The organism is Streptomyces sp. NPDC058620, assembly GCF_042717135.1.
In the GTDB taxonomy this organism is placed as follows: Bacteria; Actinomycetota; Actinomycetes; order Streptomycetales; family Streptomycetaceae; genus Streptomyces.
The window spans coordinates 1-15,276 of the sequence record NZ_JBHXQO010000019.1 but is presented as its reverse complement, the minus strand read 5'-3'; the positions used below and the strand labels follow the sequence as shown (position 1 = coordinate 15,276).

Below are 15,276 nucleotides of genomic sequence, written 5' to 3'. Positions count from 1 at the left end.
AGCGGCACCCTCGACCGCGCCCCCTCCACCTCGGGAGGCCGTATGACGAAGCGTGCAGGAATTCTGGTCGCCGTCGGCGCGACGCTGGCGGGTCTGGTGACCGCCGTGCCGTCCGCCGCGACCACCGGCGCGGGAACGAGTGCGCAAGGCGCCGCTCGGCTCGCGCCGGGCGCCGCGCAGCTCAAGTGGAAGGACTGCGCGACCACGTCGTATCCGACGATGCAGTGCGCCACGGTCCGTTCCCCGCTCGACCACGACCGCCCGTCGGGGCGTCAGGTAAGCCTGGCGCTGTCCCGGATTCCGCACACGGCCGCGACCTCGCAGGGCCCGCTCCTGGTCAATCCGGGCGGCCCGGGCGGCAGCGGACTCTCGATGGCCGGATTCGTGGCGTCCGCACTGCCCGCGAAGCTCGCCGCACAGTACGACGTCATCGGCTTCGACCCGCGCGGCGTCGGGAAGAGCACCCCCGCGCTGAACTGCCGTCCCGAGCACTTCGATCCGGTGCGCCCCGACTCCGTACCGCGTTCGTACGAGGACGAGCGGACCGGCCGGGCGCGGGCCGCGGCCTTCGCCGAGGCGTGCGGCGAGAAGCACGGGGACCTGCTGCCGTACATGGACACGGTCAGCGCCGCCAAGGACCTGGACGTGATCCGCGGGGCCCTGGGGGCACGGCAGATCAACTACCTCGGCTACTCCTACGGCACCTACCTGGGCGCCGTGTACGCGAAGCTGTTCCCCGAGCGGGTCCGGCGTCTGGTACTCGACTCCGTCGTCGACCCCGAGGGGGTCTGGTACGACGACAACCTCGGTCAGGACTACGCGTTCGACTCCCGCCACAAGGCGTTCGCGGCCTGGGTCGCGAAGCACGACTCCACGTACGGCCTCGGCCAGGACCCGGCGGAGGTCGAAGCCGCCTGGTACGCACTGCGCGAGTCCGTCAGGGAGCGGCCCGCGGGCGGCAAGGTCGGGGCGAGCGAGCTCGAGGACACCTTCATGCCCGGCGGCTACTACAACGGCTACTGGCCGTATCTGGCCGAGGCGTTCGCCGAGTACGTGCACGACAACAACGAGGACGCGCTCGTCTCGGCGTACGAGAGCTTCGGCGCCACCGGCGCGGCCGGCGGCAACAGCTACTCGGTCTACACGGCCGTGCAGTGCCGGGACGCCGGATGGCCGCAGGACTGGAACACCTGGCGCAACGACACCGCGACGGTGCATGCCAAGGCTCCGTTCATGGCCTGGAACAACACCTGGTACAACGCGCCGTGCGCCTCGTGGCCGGTGGAGCCGCTGAACCCGGTGCGGGTCACCAACCACCGCATCCCGCCGGCCCTGCTGTTCCAGGCCACCGACGACGCGGCCACCCCGTACGAGGGCGCGGTCACCATGCGCCGCAAGCTGAAGGGCTCCAGCCTCGTCGTCGAACAGGGCGGCGGGAACCACGGCATCACGCTGAGCGGGAGCACCTGCCTGGACGCGTACCTGGTGGACTACCTCGCCAAGGGCACCGTCCCGCGCGGCGAGGGCGGCCGGGTGGACGCGGTCTGCGAGGCGCTCGCCGACCCGAAGCCGCTGCCCGCGGAGAAGGCGCTCCGGAGCACGGACGGCGCCGGTGGCGGTTCCGGCGGCAAGGCGCTGCACGGACTGCTCGGCTTCCGCGGCTGACCACCCGTGCCGGTGGCCGGCCGGCTGCTCACCGAGCGGCCGGCAGCCGGCCGAGGGCTTCGGCCGCCGCTCCGCCGAGGCGGGGGTGCGGCAGCGCCGCTTCGAGGACCGGGCGGGCCGCTCCGTCACCCAGTCGGCCCAGCCCCTCCACACAGGCCAGGGCCACCCGCCAGTGCGGCTCGTCCGGGTTCAGCAGGCGCTCCAGGGTGCTGACCAGGGTCGGTACCGATTCGGGGGCCCGCAGGTCGGTCAGCAGCCGTACGGGGTGCACCGCGTAGGCCGTGCGCAGGGTGTTGGTGGCCAGCGCGGCGGCGGCCCGGGGTGTGCGCGGGTCACCCAGCCGCACCAGGGCGTGGGCGGCGGAGACGCAGCGTTCCGGATCGCGGTGGTTGAGGAGGAGGACCAGTACCTCGAAGGCCCGGCGGTCGCCCGAGCAGCCGAGCCGGTACGCGGCGATCTCACGTGCCCACAGGGGACGCCCCCGCTCCACGAGGACCCGGGCCAGCTCCTCGTCGTCGTCGGTGGCCACGAGCCGGTCGTACGCCGCCGACTCCCCCGCCTCGTCGCGCAGCCGGTCCGTCAGCGACCGGAACTCCTCGTCCATGACGCTCAGCGTATCGGCGGACACGGACCGTGCGGACTGCCTGGTGGGCCGGAGCGGCCGGAAAATGTGGTCCAGTGCACAGACGCCCAGGGCTGGCGCGCTCGTTACCCGCCGGTTAACCTCATGTGAGCGGGGCACAACCCCGCAGGCTCCGGTGGCCTGGTGACGCAGCCATCGGAGTGCTTGTCGGTTCGGCAGCTCTGTGAGACGCGACTCGGGACGGAGTCCGTCACCCTTCCCGGTTCCGGGCACGCCTGTGGCGCCCCGGCCCGTGCACCACGACATGCAGCTCACGCACGCTCGGCGCCCGGTTCTTCCTCCTCGCGCGCTCCGTGCTTCCTCTTCAGTCGTCACTCACCCTGGAGTCCCGTGATGGACACCCCGCTCAGCACCATCGCCGTCGTCGGTCTCGGCACCATGGGAACCGGCATTGCCGAGGTCCTGGCCCGTGCGGGCCGCGAGGTCATCGGTATCGACATCAGTGACGAGGCCGCCCGCCGGTCCGTCGCCTCCCTGGAAGCCTCCACCGCCCGCGCCGTGCGGCGCGAGCGGATGACCGAGGAGGAGCGGAGCGACGTCCTCGCCCGTTTCCGCACCTTCTCCGACCTCCAGGCCGCCGCCGCGGCCGAGCTCGTCATCGAGGTCGTGCCGGAGACGTACGAGATCAAGCAGCAGGTCTTCCGCGACCTCGACGCGGTCGTCTCCCCCACCGCGATCCTGGCGACGGGCACCAACGCGCTGTCCGTGACCCGGCTCGCCGCCGAGTCGCAGCACCCCGAGCGGGTGCTGGGCCTGCACTTCTTCAACCCGGCGCCCGCGATGAAGCTGGTCGAGGTGGTCTCCTCGGTGCTCACAGCGCCGACGGCCGTCGAGACCGTGACCCGGCTGGCCAGGGAGCTGGGCAAGGAGCCGGTCGCGGTCGGTGACCGGCCCGGGTTCGTCGCGGACGGCCTGCTGTTCGGCTATCTCAACCAGGCCGCGGCGATGTACGAGGCGAACTACGCCTCCCGCGAGGACATCGACGCCGCCATGAGGCTGGGCTGCGGCCTGCCGATGGGCCCGCTGGCCCTGCTCGACCTGATCGGCGTCGACACCGCCCGCACGGTCCTGGAGGCCATGTACTCCGCGTCGCACGACCGGCTGCACGCCCCCGCCCCGATCCTCAAGCAGCTCAGCGAGGCGGGCCTGACCGGCCGCAAGACGGGCCGCGGCTTCTACACGTACAACGCTCCGGGCGGCCAGACGGTGGTCCCGGACGCGCTGACGCCGCAGGAGAGCACGGGGGCGGTCGCCGGGCGCGAGGTGCGCTCGGTCGGTGTCGCGGGCTCCGGGACGATGGCCTCGGGCATCGCCGAGGTCTTCGCGAAGGCCGGTTACGACGTGGTGCTCGCCGCGCGCAGCCAGGAGAAGGCGGACACGGCCAGGGGCCGGATCGCGAAGTCGCTGGAGCGTTCGGTCACCAAGGGCCGGCTGACGGCCGATGCGCGGGACGAGACCCTCGCGCGCATCACCGCGGCCGGGTCGCTGGACGCCTTTGCCGACGTCGACCTCGCGGTCGAGGCGGTCGCCGAGGACCTGGCGGTGAAGCAGCAGCTCTTCGCCACCCTGGACAAGGTCTGCCGGCCCGGCGCGGTGCTGGCCACCACGACCTCGTCGCTGCCCGTCATCGCGATAGCACGGGCGACCACGCGGCCCGAGGACGTGATCGGGATGCACTTCTTCAACCCGGCGCCCGCGATGAAGCTGGTCGAGGTGGTCCGCACGGTGCTGACCGGCGACGACGTCCACGCCACCGTCCGCGAGGTCTGCGCGAAGGTGCGCAAGCACCCGGTGGACTGCGGGGACCGGGCGGGCTTCATCGTGAACGCGCTGCTGTTCCCGTACCTCAACAACGCGATCAAGATGGTCGAGGAGCACTACGCGACCCTCGACGACATCGACGCCGCCATGAAGCTGGGCGGCGGCTACCCGATGGGACCGTTCGAACTCCTGGACGTCGTCGGGCTCGATGTCTCGCTGGCCATCGAGAAGGTTCTGCACAGCGAGTTCCGCGACCCGGGCCTCGCCCCGGCGCCCCTGCTGGAGCATCTGGTGGCCGCGGGCTGCCTCGGCCGCAAGACGGGCCGCGGCTTCCGCGAATATGCCCGTCGCTGAGCCGGGACGGTGGGGCGGGCTGCTGGGCCGTTCCGGCGGCCCGCCCCCACGGGCGCGTCCCCCCTCACCGATGCAGTACGTTCACACCATGTCCCAGCCCGCCAAACCCCTCCGTACCTCAGCCGCGCCCGATGCCCCGGAAACCGCCGCGGGCACACGCGCCGCCGCCCAACGGCTCAAAATGCGCCGCGACCTGGCGGCCGCGGCGATGGAACTCTTCGCCACGAAGGGGTACGAGGCCACGACGGTCGACGAGATCGCGGGTGCCGCGGGCGTTGCCCGGCGGACGTTCTTCCGGCACTTCCGCTCCAAGGAAGAGGCCATCTTCCCGGACCACGACGACACCCTCGTACGGGCCGAGGCCGTCCTCAACGCGGCGCCGGCGCACGAGCACCCGCTCGACACGGTCTGCCGCGGCATCAAGGAAGTCATGAGGATGTACGCGGCCAAGCCCGCGGTCTCCGTGGCGCGCTACAAGCTGACCCGTGAGGTCCCCACGCTGCGGGAGGCGGAGATCGCCTCGGTGGCCCGCTACGAGCGGCTGTTCACCCGCTATCTGCTGGGCCATTTCGACGAGCGCGACCACCACGTCGGCAATGACGACCCCCTGCTGGCCGAGGTCGCCGCTTCGGCCGTTGTGACCGCGCACAACCACGTGCTGCGGCGCTGGCTGCGGGCGGGCGGCCAGGGTGATGTGGAGGCGCAGCTCGACCACGCCTTCGCGATCGTCCGGGACACCTTCGGGTCCGGGATCGGGGCCGGCCGGACCGCGTCGGCCGAACCGTCGAAGACCCCGGCCGCCACGGTGGCCACGGAGGGCGAGGTGCTGGTCGCGGTGGCGCGGACGGACGCACCGCTCGACGAAGTGATGCGCACGATCCAGCAGGCGCTGAAGGACCGCTGAGACGACGGGGTCAGCGCCCGCCGTACCCGTCGTCCACCGGAACCGCCGCCCCCCAGGGCGGTGACGCGCCGTCGTCGCTCCATGTCCTGAGTGATTCGTGGTCCACGCAGAGGATGTCGCACTGGTCCGCGTAGTCGAGGGCCGGGTCGGTGAATGCGCTGGTCGTCACGACGAGCGCGACGTCGGCCTCGTGCACGGCGAAGCAGGTGCCCCCGAAACGCTGCACGTCCTGCGAGCCGACCTTGTTCTCGGGGCCGTACCGCTTGCACTGGATGACGATGCGCCGCCCGTCGGGGGTTGTGGCGACGACGTCGGCCCCGAGGTCTCCCGCTCCGCCGACGACCTCGACGTCGCGGCAGCCGTCGCGCTCGCAGAGTCCGGCGACGGCCTGCTCGAACTCGTCCGCGTCCATCACCGTGTAGTCCACCGGGCCCATGGACTCCACCGGGTCCATGGAGTCCACCGGCGCGGGGGTGTCCTCCGGGCGCAGGGCTGCGGTCACCTCCGCGAGCCCGGTGTCCACGAGGTCGTAGGTGGCCTCGGTGACCGCCACGGTGGCCCTGCGCGCCAGCCTGCGGTGACGGCGGTGGCGCAGCAGGGCCACCGCCCCCGTCACCAGGACGGCCACCACCACCACGGCGACGACCGGATGCCTCTCGGCGCTCTGCCAGGCGGCCCGCAGGACGGTCCCGGCTCCCCAGAGCAGCAGGGCGGCGAGAGTGAAGCCCACGGCCGTGCGGCGGATGCTGAATGCGGGCCTGCCGTTCGGTGCGGTCCGTCTGCGGACGGGTATCGCCATCTTCGGTACCTCTTCCCCTCGATGCGGGTCGGTCAAGATCATTCGCCTCTGCCACCTGCCCCGGCAGGCGGCGTCGACGCGGGGGCGTGGGCACGGAAACCTCGTTGTGCGCTCACGGGGCGCGTGGTCGAGTGACCGGATGCAACCCACAGCACTTCTGGCCCTCTTCGACCGCGAGATGCGCGAGCACGCCCGCCCCGACGGCCCCGGTGTCCGGGTCGAGCGCGCCGGTGACGTCGTACGCCAGGTCGGTACGGCCGACGACTGGAACGGGGTCGTATGGTCCGCCCCGGACCTGGACCCCGTGCGGGCCGACGCCGCGATCGCGGCGCAGGTCGCGTACTTCACCTCGCTCGGCCACGACGAGTTCGAGTGGAAGGTGTACACCCACGACCGGCCCGCCGATCTGCCGGAGCGGCTGCGTGCGGCCGGTTTCGTACCGGAACCCCCCGAGACCCTGCTGGTCGCCCCGGTCGCGAGCCTGCCGACCGTCGTCCAGCTTCCCGAGGGCATCGAGCTGCGGACCGTGACCGACGCGGCCGGTGTGGAGCTGATGGGCCGGGCCCATGAGGAGGCGTTCGGCACGGACTGGTCGCGGCTCGGTCACCAGGTGCTGACCCGGCTGAAGGAGGACCCGGACAGCTTCGTGGGGGTCCTGGCGATGGCGGGAGAGGAGCCGGTCAGCTCGGCCCGCATGGAGTTCTGTCCGGGCACGGGCTTCGCCGGGCTCTGGGGCGGCGGGACGGTGGCCCCCTGGCGCGGCAGGGGCATTTACCGGGCGCTGGTCGCCTTCCGCGCCCGGATCGCGGCGGAGCGCGGGTACCGCCATCTCCAGGTCGACGCCACCGATCAGTCGGCCCCGATCCTGCGCCGGCTGGGTTTCTCGGAGCTGAGTACGACGACGCCGTACGTGTACCGCCCCGCGCGCTGACCGCTCGTCGGCGGGACAGACCCTCCTGTAACGCCCATGGTGTTGCTCATGCGTGCCATGCGGATGACAAGTGAGAGAAATTGTTGGCACTCGGTGCCTTGTCAGGTGTCACGGAGTGCCATACGTTGATGTTGTCCGGGCGGCCGGCGTGCTGAGACCTCACGTACGCCGGCTGTCCCCGCAAACCACGTGTCTGCGCGCCCGGACGCCTGCGTCACAGGCAAAACCTTCTGCTCCACAGAGCAAGCCGAAGCTCCACCCGCCGAACCGACGGCACACCTCCACACCGCACCCCCTGCCCACAGGGACCCCTCAAGCGTTCCCCGACGCCCAGCTTTGCCCGGAGGCATCACCGTGAAGGAAATCCTGGACGCGATCCAGTCGCAGGACAGCACCGCCGCAGACTTCGCGGCCCTGTCCATTCCCGAGTCGTACCGCGCGGTGACCGTGCACAAGGACGACGCCGAGATGTTCGCCGGCGTCGCCAGCCGCGACAAGGACCCCCGCAAGTCGCTCCACCTCGACGAGGTGCCGGTTCCCGAGCTCGGTCCGGGCGAGGCCCTGGTGGCGGTCATGGCCAGCTCGGTGAACTACAACTCCGTCTGGACCTCCATCTTCGAGCCCGTCTCCACCTTCGGCTTCCTGGAGCGGTACGGCAGGCTCAGCGAGCTCACCAAGCGCCACGACCTCCCGTACCACGTCATCGGCTCCGACCTGGCGGGCGTCGTGCTCCGCACCGGCCCGGGCGTGAACGCCTGGCATCCGGGCGACGAGGTCGTCGCGCACTGCCTCTCGGTCGAGCTGGAGTCCTCCGACGGCCACAACGACACGATGCTCGACCCCGAGCAGCGCATCTGGGGCTTCGAGACCAACTTCGGCGGGCTGGCGGAGATCGCCCTCGTCAAGTCCAACCAGCTGATGCCGAAGCCGCAGCACCTCAGCTGGGAGGAGGCCGCGGCTCCCGGCCTGGTCAACTCCACCGCGTACCGCCAGCTCGTCTCGCGCAACGGCGCCGGCATGAAGCAGGGCGACAACGTGCTGATCTGGGGCGCGAGCGGCGGACTCGGCTCGTACGCCACGCAGTTCGCCCTGGCCGGCGGCGCCAACCCGATCTGTGTCGTCTCCAGCGACCAGAAGGCGGAGATCTGCCGGAAGATGGGCGCGACCGCGATCATCGACCGCAGCGCCGAGGGCTACAAGTTCTGGAAGGACGAGCACAACCAGGACCCGCGCGAGTGGAAGCGGTTCGGCAAGCGCATCCGTGAGCTGACCGGTGGCGAGGACGTGGACATCGTCTTCGAGCACCCGGGCCGCGAGACGTTCGGCGCGAGCGTGTACGTCACCCGCAAGGGCGGCACGATCGTCACCTGCGCCTCGACCTCGGGCTACAACCACGAGTACGACAACCGCTACCTGTGGATGTCGCTGAAGAAGATCGTGGGCTCGCACTTCGCCAACTACCGCGAGGCGTGGGAGGCCAACCGCCTGATCGCCAAGGGGAAGATCCACCCGACGCTGTCGAAGGTCTACTCCCTGGAGGACACCGGCCAGGCCGCGTACGACGTGCACCGCAACCTCCACCAGGGCAAGGTCGGCGTGCTCGCCCTGGCACCCCGCGAGGGCATGGGCGTGCGCAACCAGGAGCTCCGCGAACAGCACATCGACGCCATCAACCGCTTCAGGAATGTCTGACATGAGCGGCCGGCAGAAGGACCGCCCGTGGCTCATGCGGACGTATGCGGGCCACTCGACGGCCGAGGCGTCCAACGAGCTCTACCGGCGCAACCTCGCCAAGGGCCAGACGGGCCTGTCGGTCGCCTTCGACCTGCCGACCCAGACGGGGTACGACCCGGATCACATCCTCGCCCGCGGCGAGGTGGGCCGGGTCGGCGTGCCCGTCTCGCACCTCGGTGACATGCGGCGGCTGTTCCAGGACATTCCCCTGGAGCAGATGAACACCTCGATGACGATCAACGCCACCGCGATGTGGCTGCTGGCGCTCTATCAGGTGGTCGCCGAGGAGCAGGGCGCCGACCCGGGCAGGCTCCAGGGCACGACGCAGAACGACATCGTCAAGGAGTACCTCTCGCGCGGAACGCACGTGTTCCCGCCGGTTCCCTCGCTGCGGCTGACGACCGACATGATCACGTACACGGTCAACCACATCCCGAAGTGGAACCCGATCAACATCTGCAGCTACCACCTGCAGGAGGCGGGAGCCACTCCGGTCCAGGAGATCGCGTACGCCATGTCGACCGCCATCGCGGTCCTCGACGCGGTACGCGACTCCGGGCAGGTGCCCGAGGAGAAGTTCGGCGACGTGGTCGCCCGGATCTCCTTCTTCGTGAACGCGGGCGTCCGCTTCATCGAGGAGATGTGCAAGATGCGCGCCTTCGGCCGCATCTGGGACCAGGTCACCCGTGAGCGGTACGGCATCGGGAACGCCAAGCAGCGGCGCTTCCGTTACGGCGTGCAGGTCAACTCCCTGGGACTGACCGAGGCGCAGCCGGAGAACAACGTCCAGCGCATCGTGCTGGAGATGCTGGCCGTCACGCTGTCCAAGGACGCCCGCGCGCGCGCCGTCCAGCTGCCCGCCTGGAACGAGGCGCTGGGGCTTCCCCGCCCCTGGGACCAGCAGTGGTCCCTCCGCATCCAGCAGGTACTCGCGCACGAGAGCGATCTGCTGGAGTACGAGGACATCTTCGCCGGGTCGCACGTCATCGAGGCCAAGGTGGAGTCGCTGGTCACGGAGTCCCTCGCCGAGATCGACCGCATCCAGCAGATGGGCGGCGCCATGGCCGCCGTCGAGTCCGGGTACCTCAAGTCCGAGCTGGTGGCCTCGCACGCCGCCCGGCGGGCCAGGATCGAGGGCGGCGAGGAGAAGATCGTCGGCGTCAACATCTACGAGACGACGGAACCCAACCCGCTCACGGCCGACCTGGACGCCGCCATCATGACGGTCGATCCGGAGAACGAGGCCGGGGTCGTCGCCGCACTCCACGAGTGGCGCGACAACCGCGACGAGGCACGGGCCACCGAAGCGCTCGCCGCGCTGAAGAAGGCCGCCGCGGGCACCGAGAACATGATGGAAGCGACCGTGGAGTGCGCCCGCGCGGGCGTCACCACCGGCGAGTGGTCCTGGGCGCTGCGCGATGTGTTCGGCGAGTTCCGCGCCCCGACCGGCGTCTCGTCGGCCCCGGTCGCGGTGACGGCCGAGGCGGGCACGCCGCTGGCCCTGGTCCGCGAGAAGGTCGCCCGTACCGCCGAGGACCTGGGGACCGGCCGGCTGCGCCTGCTGGTCGGCAAGCCGGGTCTGGACGGGCACTCCAACGGAGCCGAGCAGATCGCCGTGCGGGCCCGTGACGCCGGCTTCGAGGTGGTCTACCAGGGCATCAGGCTGACGCCCGAGCAGATCGTCTCGGCAGCCGTCGCCGAGGACGTGCACTGCGTCGGACTGTCGATCCTGTCCGGCTCGCACGCCGAGCTGGTGCCGGATGTGCTGAACCGGCTGCGCGAGGCCGGTGCGCCCGACATTCCGGTGATCGCGGGCGGCATCATTCCGCCCGCCGACGCCGCCGCCCTGATCGGAGCCGGCGTCGCCGCCGTCTTCACCCCGAAGGACTTCGGTATCACGGAGATCATCGGCCGTATCGTCGACGAGATCCGGAAAGCGAACAAGCTCGACCCCCTGGAGGTCTCCGCATGACCACGCCCGTGAACCGTCTGCGTCCGCGCCGCTCCTGTCTGGCCGTGCCGGGTTCGAACCCGCGGTTCCTGGAGAAGGCCCAGGGTCTCCCGGCCGACCAGGTCTTCCTGGACCTGGAGGACGCCGTCGCGCCGCTCGCCAAGGAAGGCGCACGCCAGCACATCGTCGACGCGTTGAACAACGGGGACTGGACTGGCAAGACCCGGGTCGTGCGGGTCAACGACTGGACCACGCACTGGACGTACCGCGATGTCATCGCCGTCGTCGAGGGCGCGGGCCCCAACCTCGACTGCATCATGCTGCCCAAGGTCCAGGACGCCCAGCAGGTCGTGGCCCTGGACCTGCTGCTGACGCAGATCGAGAAGACGATGGGCTTCGAGGTCGGGAAGATCGGCATCGAGGCGCAGATCGAGAACGCCAAGGGCCTGGTGAACATCGACGACATCGCCGCCGCCTCGCCGCGCCTGGAGACCCTGATCTTCGGCCCGGCCGACTTCATGGCCTCGATCAACATGAAGACCCTGGTCGTCGGTCAGCAGCCGCCCGGCTACGGCGCGGACGCGTACCACTACATCCTGATGCGCATCCTGATGGCGGCCCGTACGCACGACCTCCAGGCGATCGACGGTCCCTTCCTCCAGATCCGTGACGTGGACGCGTACCGCGAGGTCGCGGGCCGTGCGGCGGCACTGGGCTTCGACGGCAAGTGGGTGCTGCACCCCGGTCAGGTCGACGCGGCAAACGAGGTGTTCTCGCCCGCGCAGGAGGACTACGACCACGCCGAGCTGATCCTCGACGCCTACGACTGGTGCACCTCCGAGGAGGGCGGCAAGAAGGGCTCGGCGATGCTCGGCGACGAGATGATCGACGAGGCCAGCCGCAAGATGGCGCTCGTCATCGCGGGCAAGGGCCGCGCGGCCGGAATGCAGCGCACCTCCAAGTTCGAAGCCCCGGAGGCCTGATCATGCAGTTCGGACGCACATATGAGGAATTCGAAGTCGGTGCCGTCTACAAGCACTGGCCCGGAAAGACGGTCACGGAGTACGACGACCACCTCTTCTGCCTGCTGACCATGAATCATCACCCGCTCCACATGGACAGCAATTACGCCGGGAAGACGACGGACTTCGGCAAGAACGTCGTCGTCGGCAACTACATCTACTCGCTCCTGCTCGGCATGTCCGTCCCGGACGTGTCCGGCAAGGCGATCGCGAACCTGGAGGTGGAGTCGCTCAAGCACATCGCGCCGACCTTCCACGGGGACACGGTCTACGGCGAGACGACGGTCCTCGACAAGACGCCGTCGAAGTCCAAGAGCGACCGCGGGATCGTGTACGTCGAGACCAAGGGCTACAAGCAGGACGGCACCGTCGTCTGCGTGTTCCGCCGCAAGGTCATGGTCCCCACCGAGACGTACATCAAGGAGCGCGGCGGCGAGCAGCCCGGCCGCCCCGTCCCCTCCAACTAACCGCGTGAAGCCACAGGAGAAGCAGTCATGACGCGACTCGCCCAGACCGCCGGTCTGACCGACATCCAGCAGGAAATCCTCTCCACGGTCCGGGATTTCGTCGACAAGGAGATCATTCCGGTCGCGACCCAGCTGGAGCACCGCGACGAGTACCCGACGGAGATCGTCGAAGGGCTCAAGGAACTCGGCCTGTTCGGGCTGATGATCCCCGAGGAGTACGGGGGTCTGGGTGAGTCGCTTCTCACATACGCGCTCTGCGTGGAGGAAATCGCCCGCGGCTGGATGAGCGTGTCGGGAATCATCAACACGCATTTCATCGTGGCGTACATGCTCAAGCAGCACGGAACGCAGGAGCAGAAGGACACGTTCCTGCCGCGCATGGCGCTGGGCGAGGTGCGGGGCGCGTTCTCGATGTCCGAGCCGGCGCTCGGTTCGGACGTCTCCGCGATCACGTCCAAGGGTGTGCGGGACGGCGACGAGTACGTGCTCAACGGCCAGAAGATGTGGCTGACGAACGGCGGCACCGCCAACCTGGTCGCGGTCCTGTGCCGCAGTGACGAAGGCCACCCCGAGGGCACGGCCCCGCACAAGTCGATGACGACCTTCCTCGTGGAGAAGGAGCCGGGCTTCGGCGAGGTCCGCCCGGGCCTGACCATCCCCGGGAAGATCGACAAGATGGGTTACAAGGGCGTCGACACGACGGAACTCATCATGGACGGACTACGTATTCCGGCCAATCGTGTACTCGGCGGCACCACCGGCCGAGGGTTTTACCAAATGATGGACGGCGTGGAGGTCGGCCGGGTCAATGTGGCCGCACGTGGCTGCGGTGTAGCACAGCGTGCGTTTGAGCTGGGTGTTTCGTACGCGCAGCAGCGCCACACCTTCGGAAAGCCGATCGCTCAGCACCAGGCCATCCAGTTCAAGCTGGCCGAAATGGCCACCAAGGTCGAAGCCGCTCATGCGATGATGGTGAATGCGGCACGCAAAAAGGACTCCGGGGAACGAAACGACCTGGAGGCAGGGATGGCGAAGTACCTCGCCTCCGAGTACTGCAAGGAAGTCGTCGAGGACGCCTTCCGTATCCACGGCGGTTACGGCTTCTCCAAGGAGTACGAGATCGAGCGCCTCTACCGGGAGGCCCCGATGCTGCTGATCGGTGAAGGTACCGCCGAGATCCAGAAAATGATCATCGGGCGCCGACTCCTCGAGGAGTACCGGTTCCAGGGCTGATGCCCCCTTTGAGGTGATTTTGCCGCGAAGAACATCACACCCTGTGATCCTCGGCCGGTGCCCGCAGGCGGTTCGACTCGGCTGCTGGCTTGCCCAGTTGTGGCCCGCAACCGATAGCATCGCCGGAAAAGCCGCCGTCCCCCGTTGCCTGCGCGGCATCATCCGCTACGAAGGTCATTCATGCCCGACAGCCATACCTCTGCACCCCGCGGCGGGGTCCGCCTCGCACGCGGAGCTTCGCCGTGGCTCCTGCCGACCCTCGCCACCGCGGCTCTCAGCCTCTCCCGGGCGCGCAAGTCCGGGCGCTGGGCCGCGGTGGCCGTGCCCACCACCGCGCTCGCGGCGGGCATGCTCTGGTTCTTCCGCGACCCCGAGCGCGAGATCACCGAAGGCCGGGTCATTTCACCGGCCGACGGCGTGGTGCAGAGCATCATGCCGTGGAAGGACGGGCGCACCCGCGTCGCGATCTTCATGAGCCCGCTGAATGTGCACGTCAACCGTGCACCTCTGGCCGGCACGGTGACCTCGGTCGAGCACATCCCCGGTGGGTTCGTTCCGGCGTTCAACAAGGAGAGCGAGAACAACGAGCGCGTTGTCTGGCACTTCGACACCGAGCTCGGCGACATCGAGATGGTGCAGATCGCGGGAGCGGTCGCCCGTCGCATCGTCCCGTACCTCCCGCAGGGCACGAAGGTCGAGCAGGGCGAACGCATCGGCCTGATCCGCTTCGGCTCACGCGTGGACATCTACCTTCCGGAAGGTATCGACGTCGCGGTCGAAGTCGGCCAGGCCACCACCGCGGGGGTGACTCGCATTGACCGTGATTGATCCTGATACGCAAGCCGGCTGGGTGCCGGAAGCGGCCGACGAGGACGACGTCGAGGACATGCCGCTGTCGATGAGGCTGTCGATAGCGGACACACTCACGCTCGGTAACGCCACGTGCGGATTCATGGCGGTGTACTTCACCACCACAGGAATCCTCATCCCGCACCTCACGGGCAGCAACGAGAGCGGCATGGCGCGGAACTCCGCCGCCACCGCCGTGATCCTGATGCTGCTGGCGGCGATCTTCGATCTGTGCGACGGCCTGGTCGCGCGCAAGCTGCGCTCCTCGCCGATGGGCGCGGAGCTGGACAACCTCTCCGACCTGATCAGCTTCGGGCTCGCTCCGGCGTACTTCGTGCTGGTGTACGGCATGGTCGCGGACGATGCCCAGCAGAGGGTGTCCGCGCTGGCGGCGATCGTGGTGCTGCTGGCGGTGGTCCTGCGGCTTGCGAGATTCTCCTGCGTGACCATGAAGGACGGCATGTTCCAGGGCATGCCAAGCCCCTTCGGCGCGCTCACGGTCGTCTCGATCGTGCTCCTGGAGCTGCCCTTCGTGCCGACGCTGCTCGCGATCGTCGGCGTGGCGTGGCTGATGGTCAGCCGGGTCGAGTACCCCAAGCCGCGGGGCGTTCTCGCGGTGGCGATGCTCGGCTGGATCGTGGCCGCGATGGGCCTCCTCGCCGCCTGGGCGTTCGACGCCCCCGGCGGTCAGCTGCTCCTCCAGACGGGCTGCGCACTGCAGGTCGTGATGGGTGCGGTGATCCCGCTGTTCGCGACGGCACGTCGGGTGAACACCTTCCGTGACAACCGGCGCGAGGCGCGCGCGACGCAGCCGTAGCGCCTGAAGCACCACGTACGACGTACACGAGGGCCCGGATACTCCCCAGTATCCGGGCCCTCGTGCGTGCGGCGTGGGGGGGGGGGGGCGCCCCCAGCGGGCGCGGGGGCGGGGGGGGGGGGGCCCCGCCGGCCCGCGGGGGGGGC

General features: G+C 69.6%; 13 protein-coding genes. 11 read left to right on the top strand and 2 right to left on the bottom strand.

Features of this window, described 5'->3' with window-relative positions:
* The first annotated feature begins 42 nt into the window (after positions 1 to 42).
* Positions 43 to 1,665 carry an alpha/beta hydrolase gene (locus ACFWSK_RS19445; RefSeq protein ID WP_383787519.1) on the top strand — a complete coding sequence of 541 codons (1,623 nt, stop codon included), beginning with the start codon at positions 43 to 45 and terminating at the stop codon, positions 1,663 to 1,665.
* A 28-nt stretch (positions 1,666 to 1,693) separates the two neighbouring features.
* On the opposite strand, the gene ACFWSK_RS19440 is transcribed toward ACFWSK_RS19445, so the two are convergent.
* Complete coding sequence (locus ACFWSK_RS19440) at positions 1,694 to 2,269, bottom strand: adenylosuccinate lyase (protein ID WP_383787516.1); 576 nt, start codon at positions 2,267 to 2,269, stop codon at positions 1,694 to 1,696.
* A gap of 372 nt (positions 2,270 to 2,641) precedes the next feature.
* On the opposite strand from ACFWSK_RS19440, the gene ACFWSK_RS19435 reads away from it, so the two are divergent.
* The gene (locus tag ACFWSK_RS19435; protein ID WP_383787513.1) at positions 2,642 to 4,423 is read left to right on the top strand and encodes a 3-hydroxyacyl-CoA dehydrogenase family protein; all 1,782 of its coding nucleotides are present in this window, start codon (positions 2,642 to 2,644) and stop codon (positions 4,421 to 4,423) included.
* Positions 4,424 to 4,511: 88 nt separating this feature from the next.
* Positions 4,512 to 5,327 (top strand): TetR family transcriptional regulator, encoded by an 816-nt coding sequence (locus tag ACFWSK_RS19430; RefSeq protein WP_383787510.1) that lies wholly within the window; start codon positions 4,512 to 4,514, stop codon positions 5,325 to 5,327.
* Between the two features lie 10 nt (positions 5,328 to 5,337).
* On the opposite strand, the gene ACFWSK_RS19425 is transcribed toward ACFWSK_RS19430, so the two are convergent.
* On the bottom strand, positions 5,338 to 6,126 hold the full coding sequence (locus ACFWSK_RS19425) for a restriction endonuclease (RefSeq protein WP_383787507.1): 789 nt from the start codon (positions 6,124 to 6,126) through the stop codon (positions 5,338 to 5,340).
* A 139-nt stretch (positions 6,127 to 6,265) separates the two neighbouring features.
* Here ACFWSK_RS19425 and ACFWSK_RS19420 point away from each other — a divergent pair, with 139 nt between their 5' ends.
* The 8 genes from ACFWSK_RS19420 (at position 6,266) to pssA (ending at position 15,130) form a co-directional block, all read left to right on the top strand.
* Positions 6,266 to 7,057, top strand: a complete 792-nt coding sequence (locus ACFWSK_RS19420) for a GNAT family N-acetyltransferase (RefSeq protein ID WP_383787504.1) — start codon at positions 6,266 to 6,268, stop codon at positions 7,055 to 7,057.
* A 354-nt stretch (positions 7,058 to 7,411) separates the two neighbouring features.
* A complete protein-coding gene (gene ccrA, locus ACFWSK_RS19415) occupies positions 7,412 to 8,749 on the top strand; it encodes a crotonyl-CoA carboxylase/reductase (RefSeq protein ID WP_383787500.1) in 1,338 nt (445 codons plus the stop codon).
* A gap of 1 nt (position 8,750) precedes the next feature.
* On the top strand, positions 8,751 to 10,763 hold the full coding sequence (locus tag ACFWSK_RS19410) for a protein meaA (protein ID WP_383787497.1): 2,013 nt from the start codon (positions 8,751 to 8,753) through the stop codon (positions 10,761 to 10,763).
* Positions 10,760 to 11,725, top strand: coding sequence for a CoA ester lyase (locus ACFWSK_RS19405; protein ID WP_185297420.1), 966 nt, complete (start codon positions 10,760 to 10,762; stop codon positions 11,723 to 11,725). The genes ACFWSK_RS19410 and ACFWSK_RS19405 overlap by 4 nt, the downstream gene beginning before the upstream one ends.
* A gap of 2 nt (positions 11,726 to 11,727) precedes the next feature.
* The gene (locus ACFWSK_RS19400) at positions 11,728 to 12,231 is read left to right on the top strand and encodes a MaoC family dehydratase (protein ID WP_383787494.1); all 504 of its coding nucleotides are present in this window, start codon (positions 11,728 to 11,730) and stop codon (positions 12,229 to 12,231) included.
* A gap of 27 nt (positions 12,232 to 12,258) precedes the next feature.
* The gene (locus ACFWSK_RS19395; RefSeq protein ID WP_382732178.1) at positions 12,259 to 13,464 is read left to right on the top strand and encodes an acyl-CoA dehydrogenase family protein; all 1,206 of its coding nucleotides are present in this window, start codon (positions 12,259 to 12,261) and stop codon (positions 13,462 to 13,464) included.
* Between the two features lie 180 nt (positions 13,465 to 13,644).
* Positions 13,645 to 14,292 carry a phosphatidylserine decarboxylase gene (locus ACFWSK_RS19390; RefSeq protein ID WP_328906770.1) on the top strand — a complete coding sequence of 216 codons (648 nt, stop codon included), beginning with the start codon at positions 13,645 to 13,647 and terminating at the stop codon, positions 14,290 to 14,292.
* Positions 14,279 to 15,130 carry a CDP-diacylglycerol--serine O-phosphatidyltransferase gene (pssA, locus tag ACFWSK_RS19385; RefSeq protein ID WP_383787492.1) on the top strand — a complete coding sequence of 284 codons (852 nt, stop codon included), beginning with the start codon at positions 14,279 to 14,281 and terminating at the stop codon, positions 15,128 to 15,130. The genes ACFWSK_RS19390 and pssA overlap by 14 nt, the downstream gene beginning before the upstream one ends.
* The last annotated feature ends 146 nt before the right edge of the window (positions 15,131 to 15,276 follow it).

Excerpts from the sequence above, each read along its gene's own strand:
- ACFWSK_RS19445 (WP_383787519.1), top strand. The coding sequence starts at position 43 with ATGACGAAGCGTGCAGGAATTCTGGTCGCCGTCGGCGCGACGCTGGCG.
- ACFWSK_RS19440 (WP_383787516.1), bottom strand. The coding sequence starts at position 2,269 with ATGGACGAGGAGTTCCGGTCGCTGACGGACCGGCTGCGCGACGAGGCG.
- ACFWSK_RS19435 (WP_383787513.1), top strand. The coding sequence starts at position 2,642 with ATGGACACCCCGCTCAGCACCATCGCCGTCGTCGGTCTCGGCACCATG.
- ACFWSK_RS19430 (WP_383787510.1), top strand. The coding sequence starts at position 4,512 with ATGTCCCAGCCCGCCAAACCCCTCCGTACCTCAGCCGCGCCCGATGCC.
- ACFWSK_RS19425 (WP_383787507.1), bottom strand. The coding sequence starts at position 6,126 with ATGGCGATACCCGTCCGCAGACGGACCGCACCGAACGGCAGGCCCGCA.
- ACFWSK_RS19420 (WP_383787504.1), top strand. The coding sequence starts at position 6,266 with ATGCAACCCACAGCACTTCTGGCCCTCTTCGACCGCGAGATGCGCGAG.
- ACFWSK_RS19410 (WP_383787497.1), top strand. The coding sequence starts at position 8,751 with ATGAGCGGCCGGCAGAAGGACCGCCCGTGGCTCATGCGGACGTATGCG.
- ACFWSK_RS19405 (WP_185297420.1), top strand. The coding sequence starts at position 10,760 with ATGACCACGCCCGTGAACCGTCTGCGTCCGCGCCGCTCCTGTCTGGCC.
- ACFWSK_RS19400 (WP_383787494.1), top strand. The coding sequence starts at position 11,728 with ATGCAGTTCGGACGCACATATGAGGAATTCGAAGTCGGTGCCGTCTAC.
- ACFWSK_RS19395 (WP_382732178.1), top strand. The coding sequence starts at position 12,259 with ATGACGCGACTCGCCCAGACCGCCGGTCTGACCGACATCCAGCAGGAA.
- ACFWSK_RS19390 (WP_328906770.1), top strand. The coding sequence starts at position 13,645 with ATGCCCGACAGCCATACCTCTGCACCCCGCGGCGGGGTCCGCCTCGCA.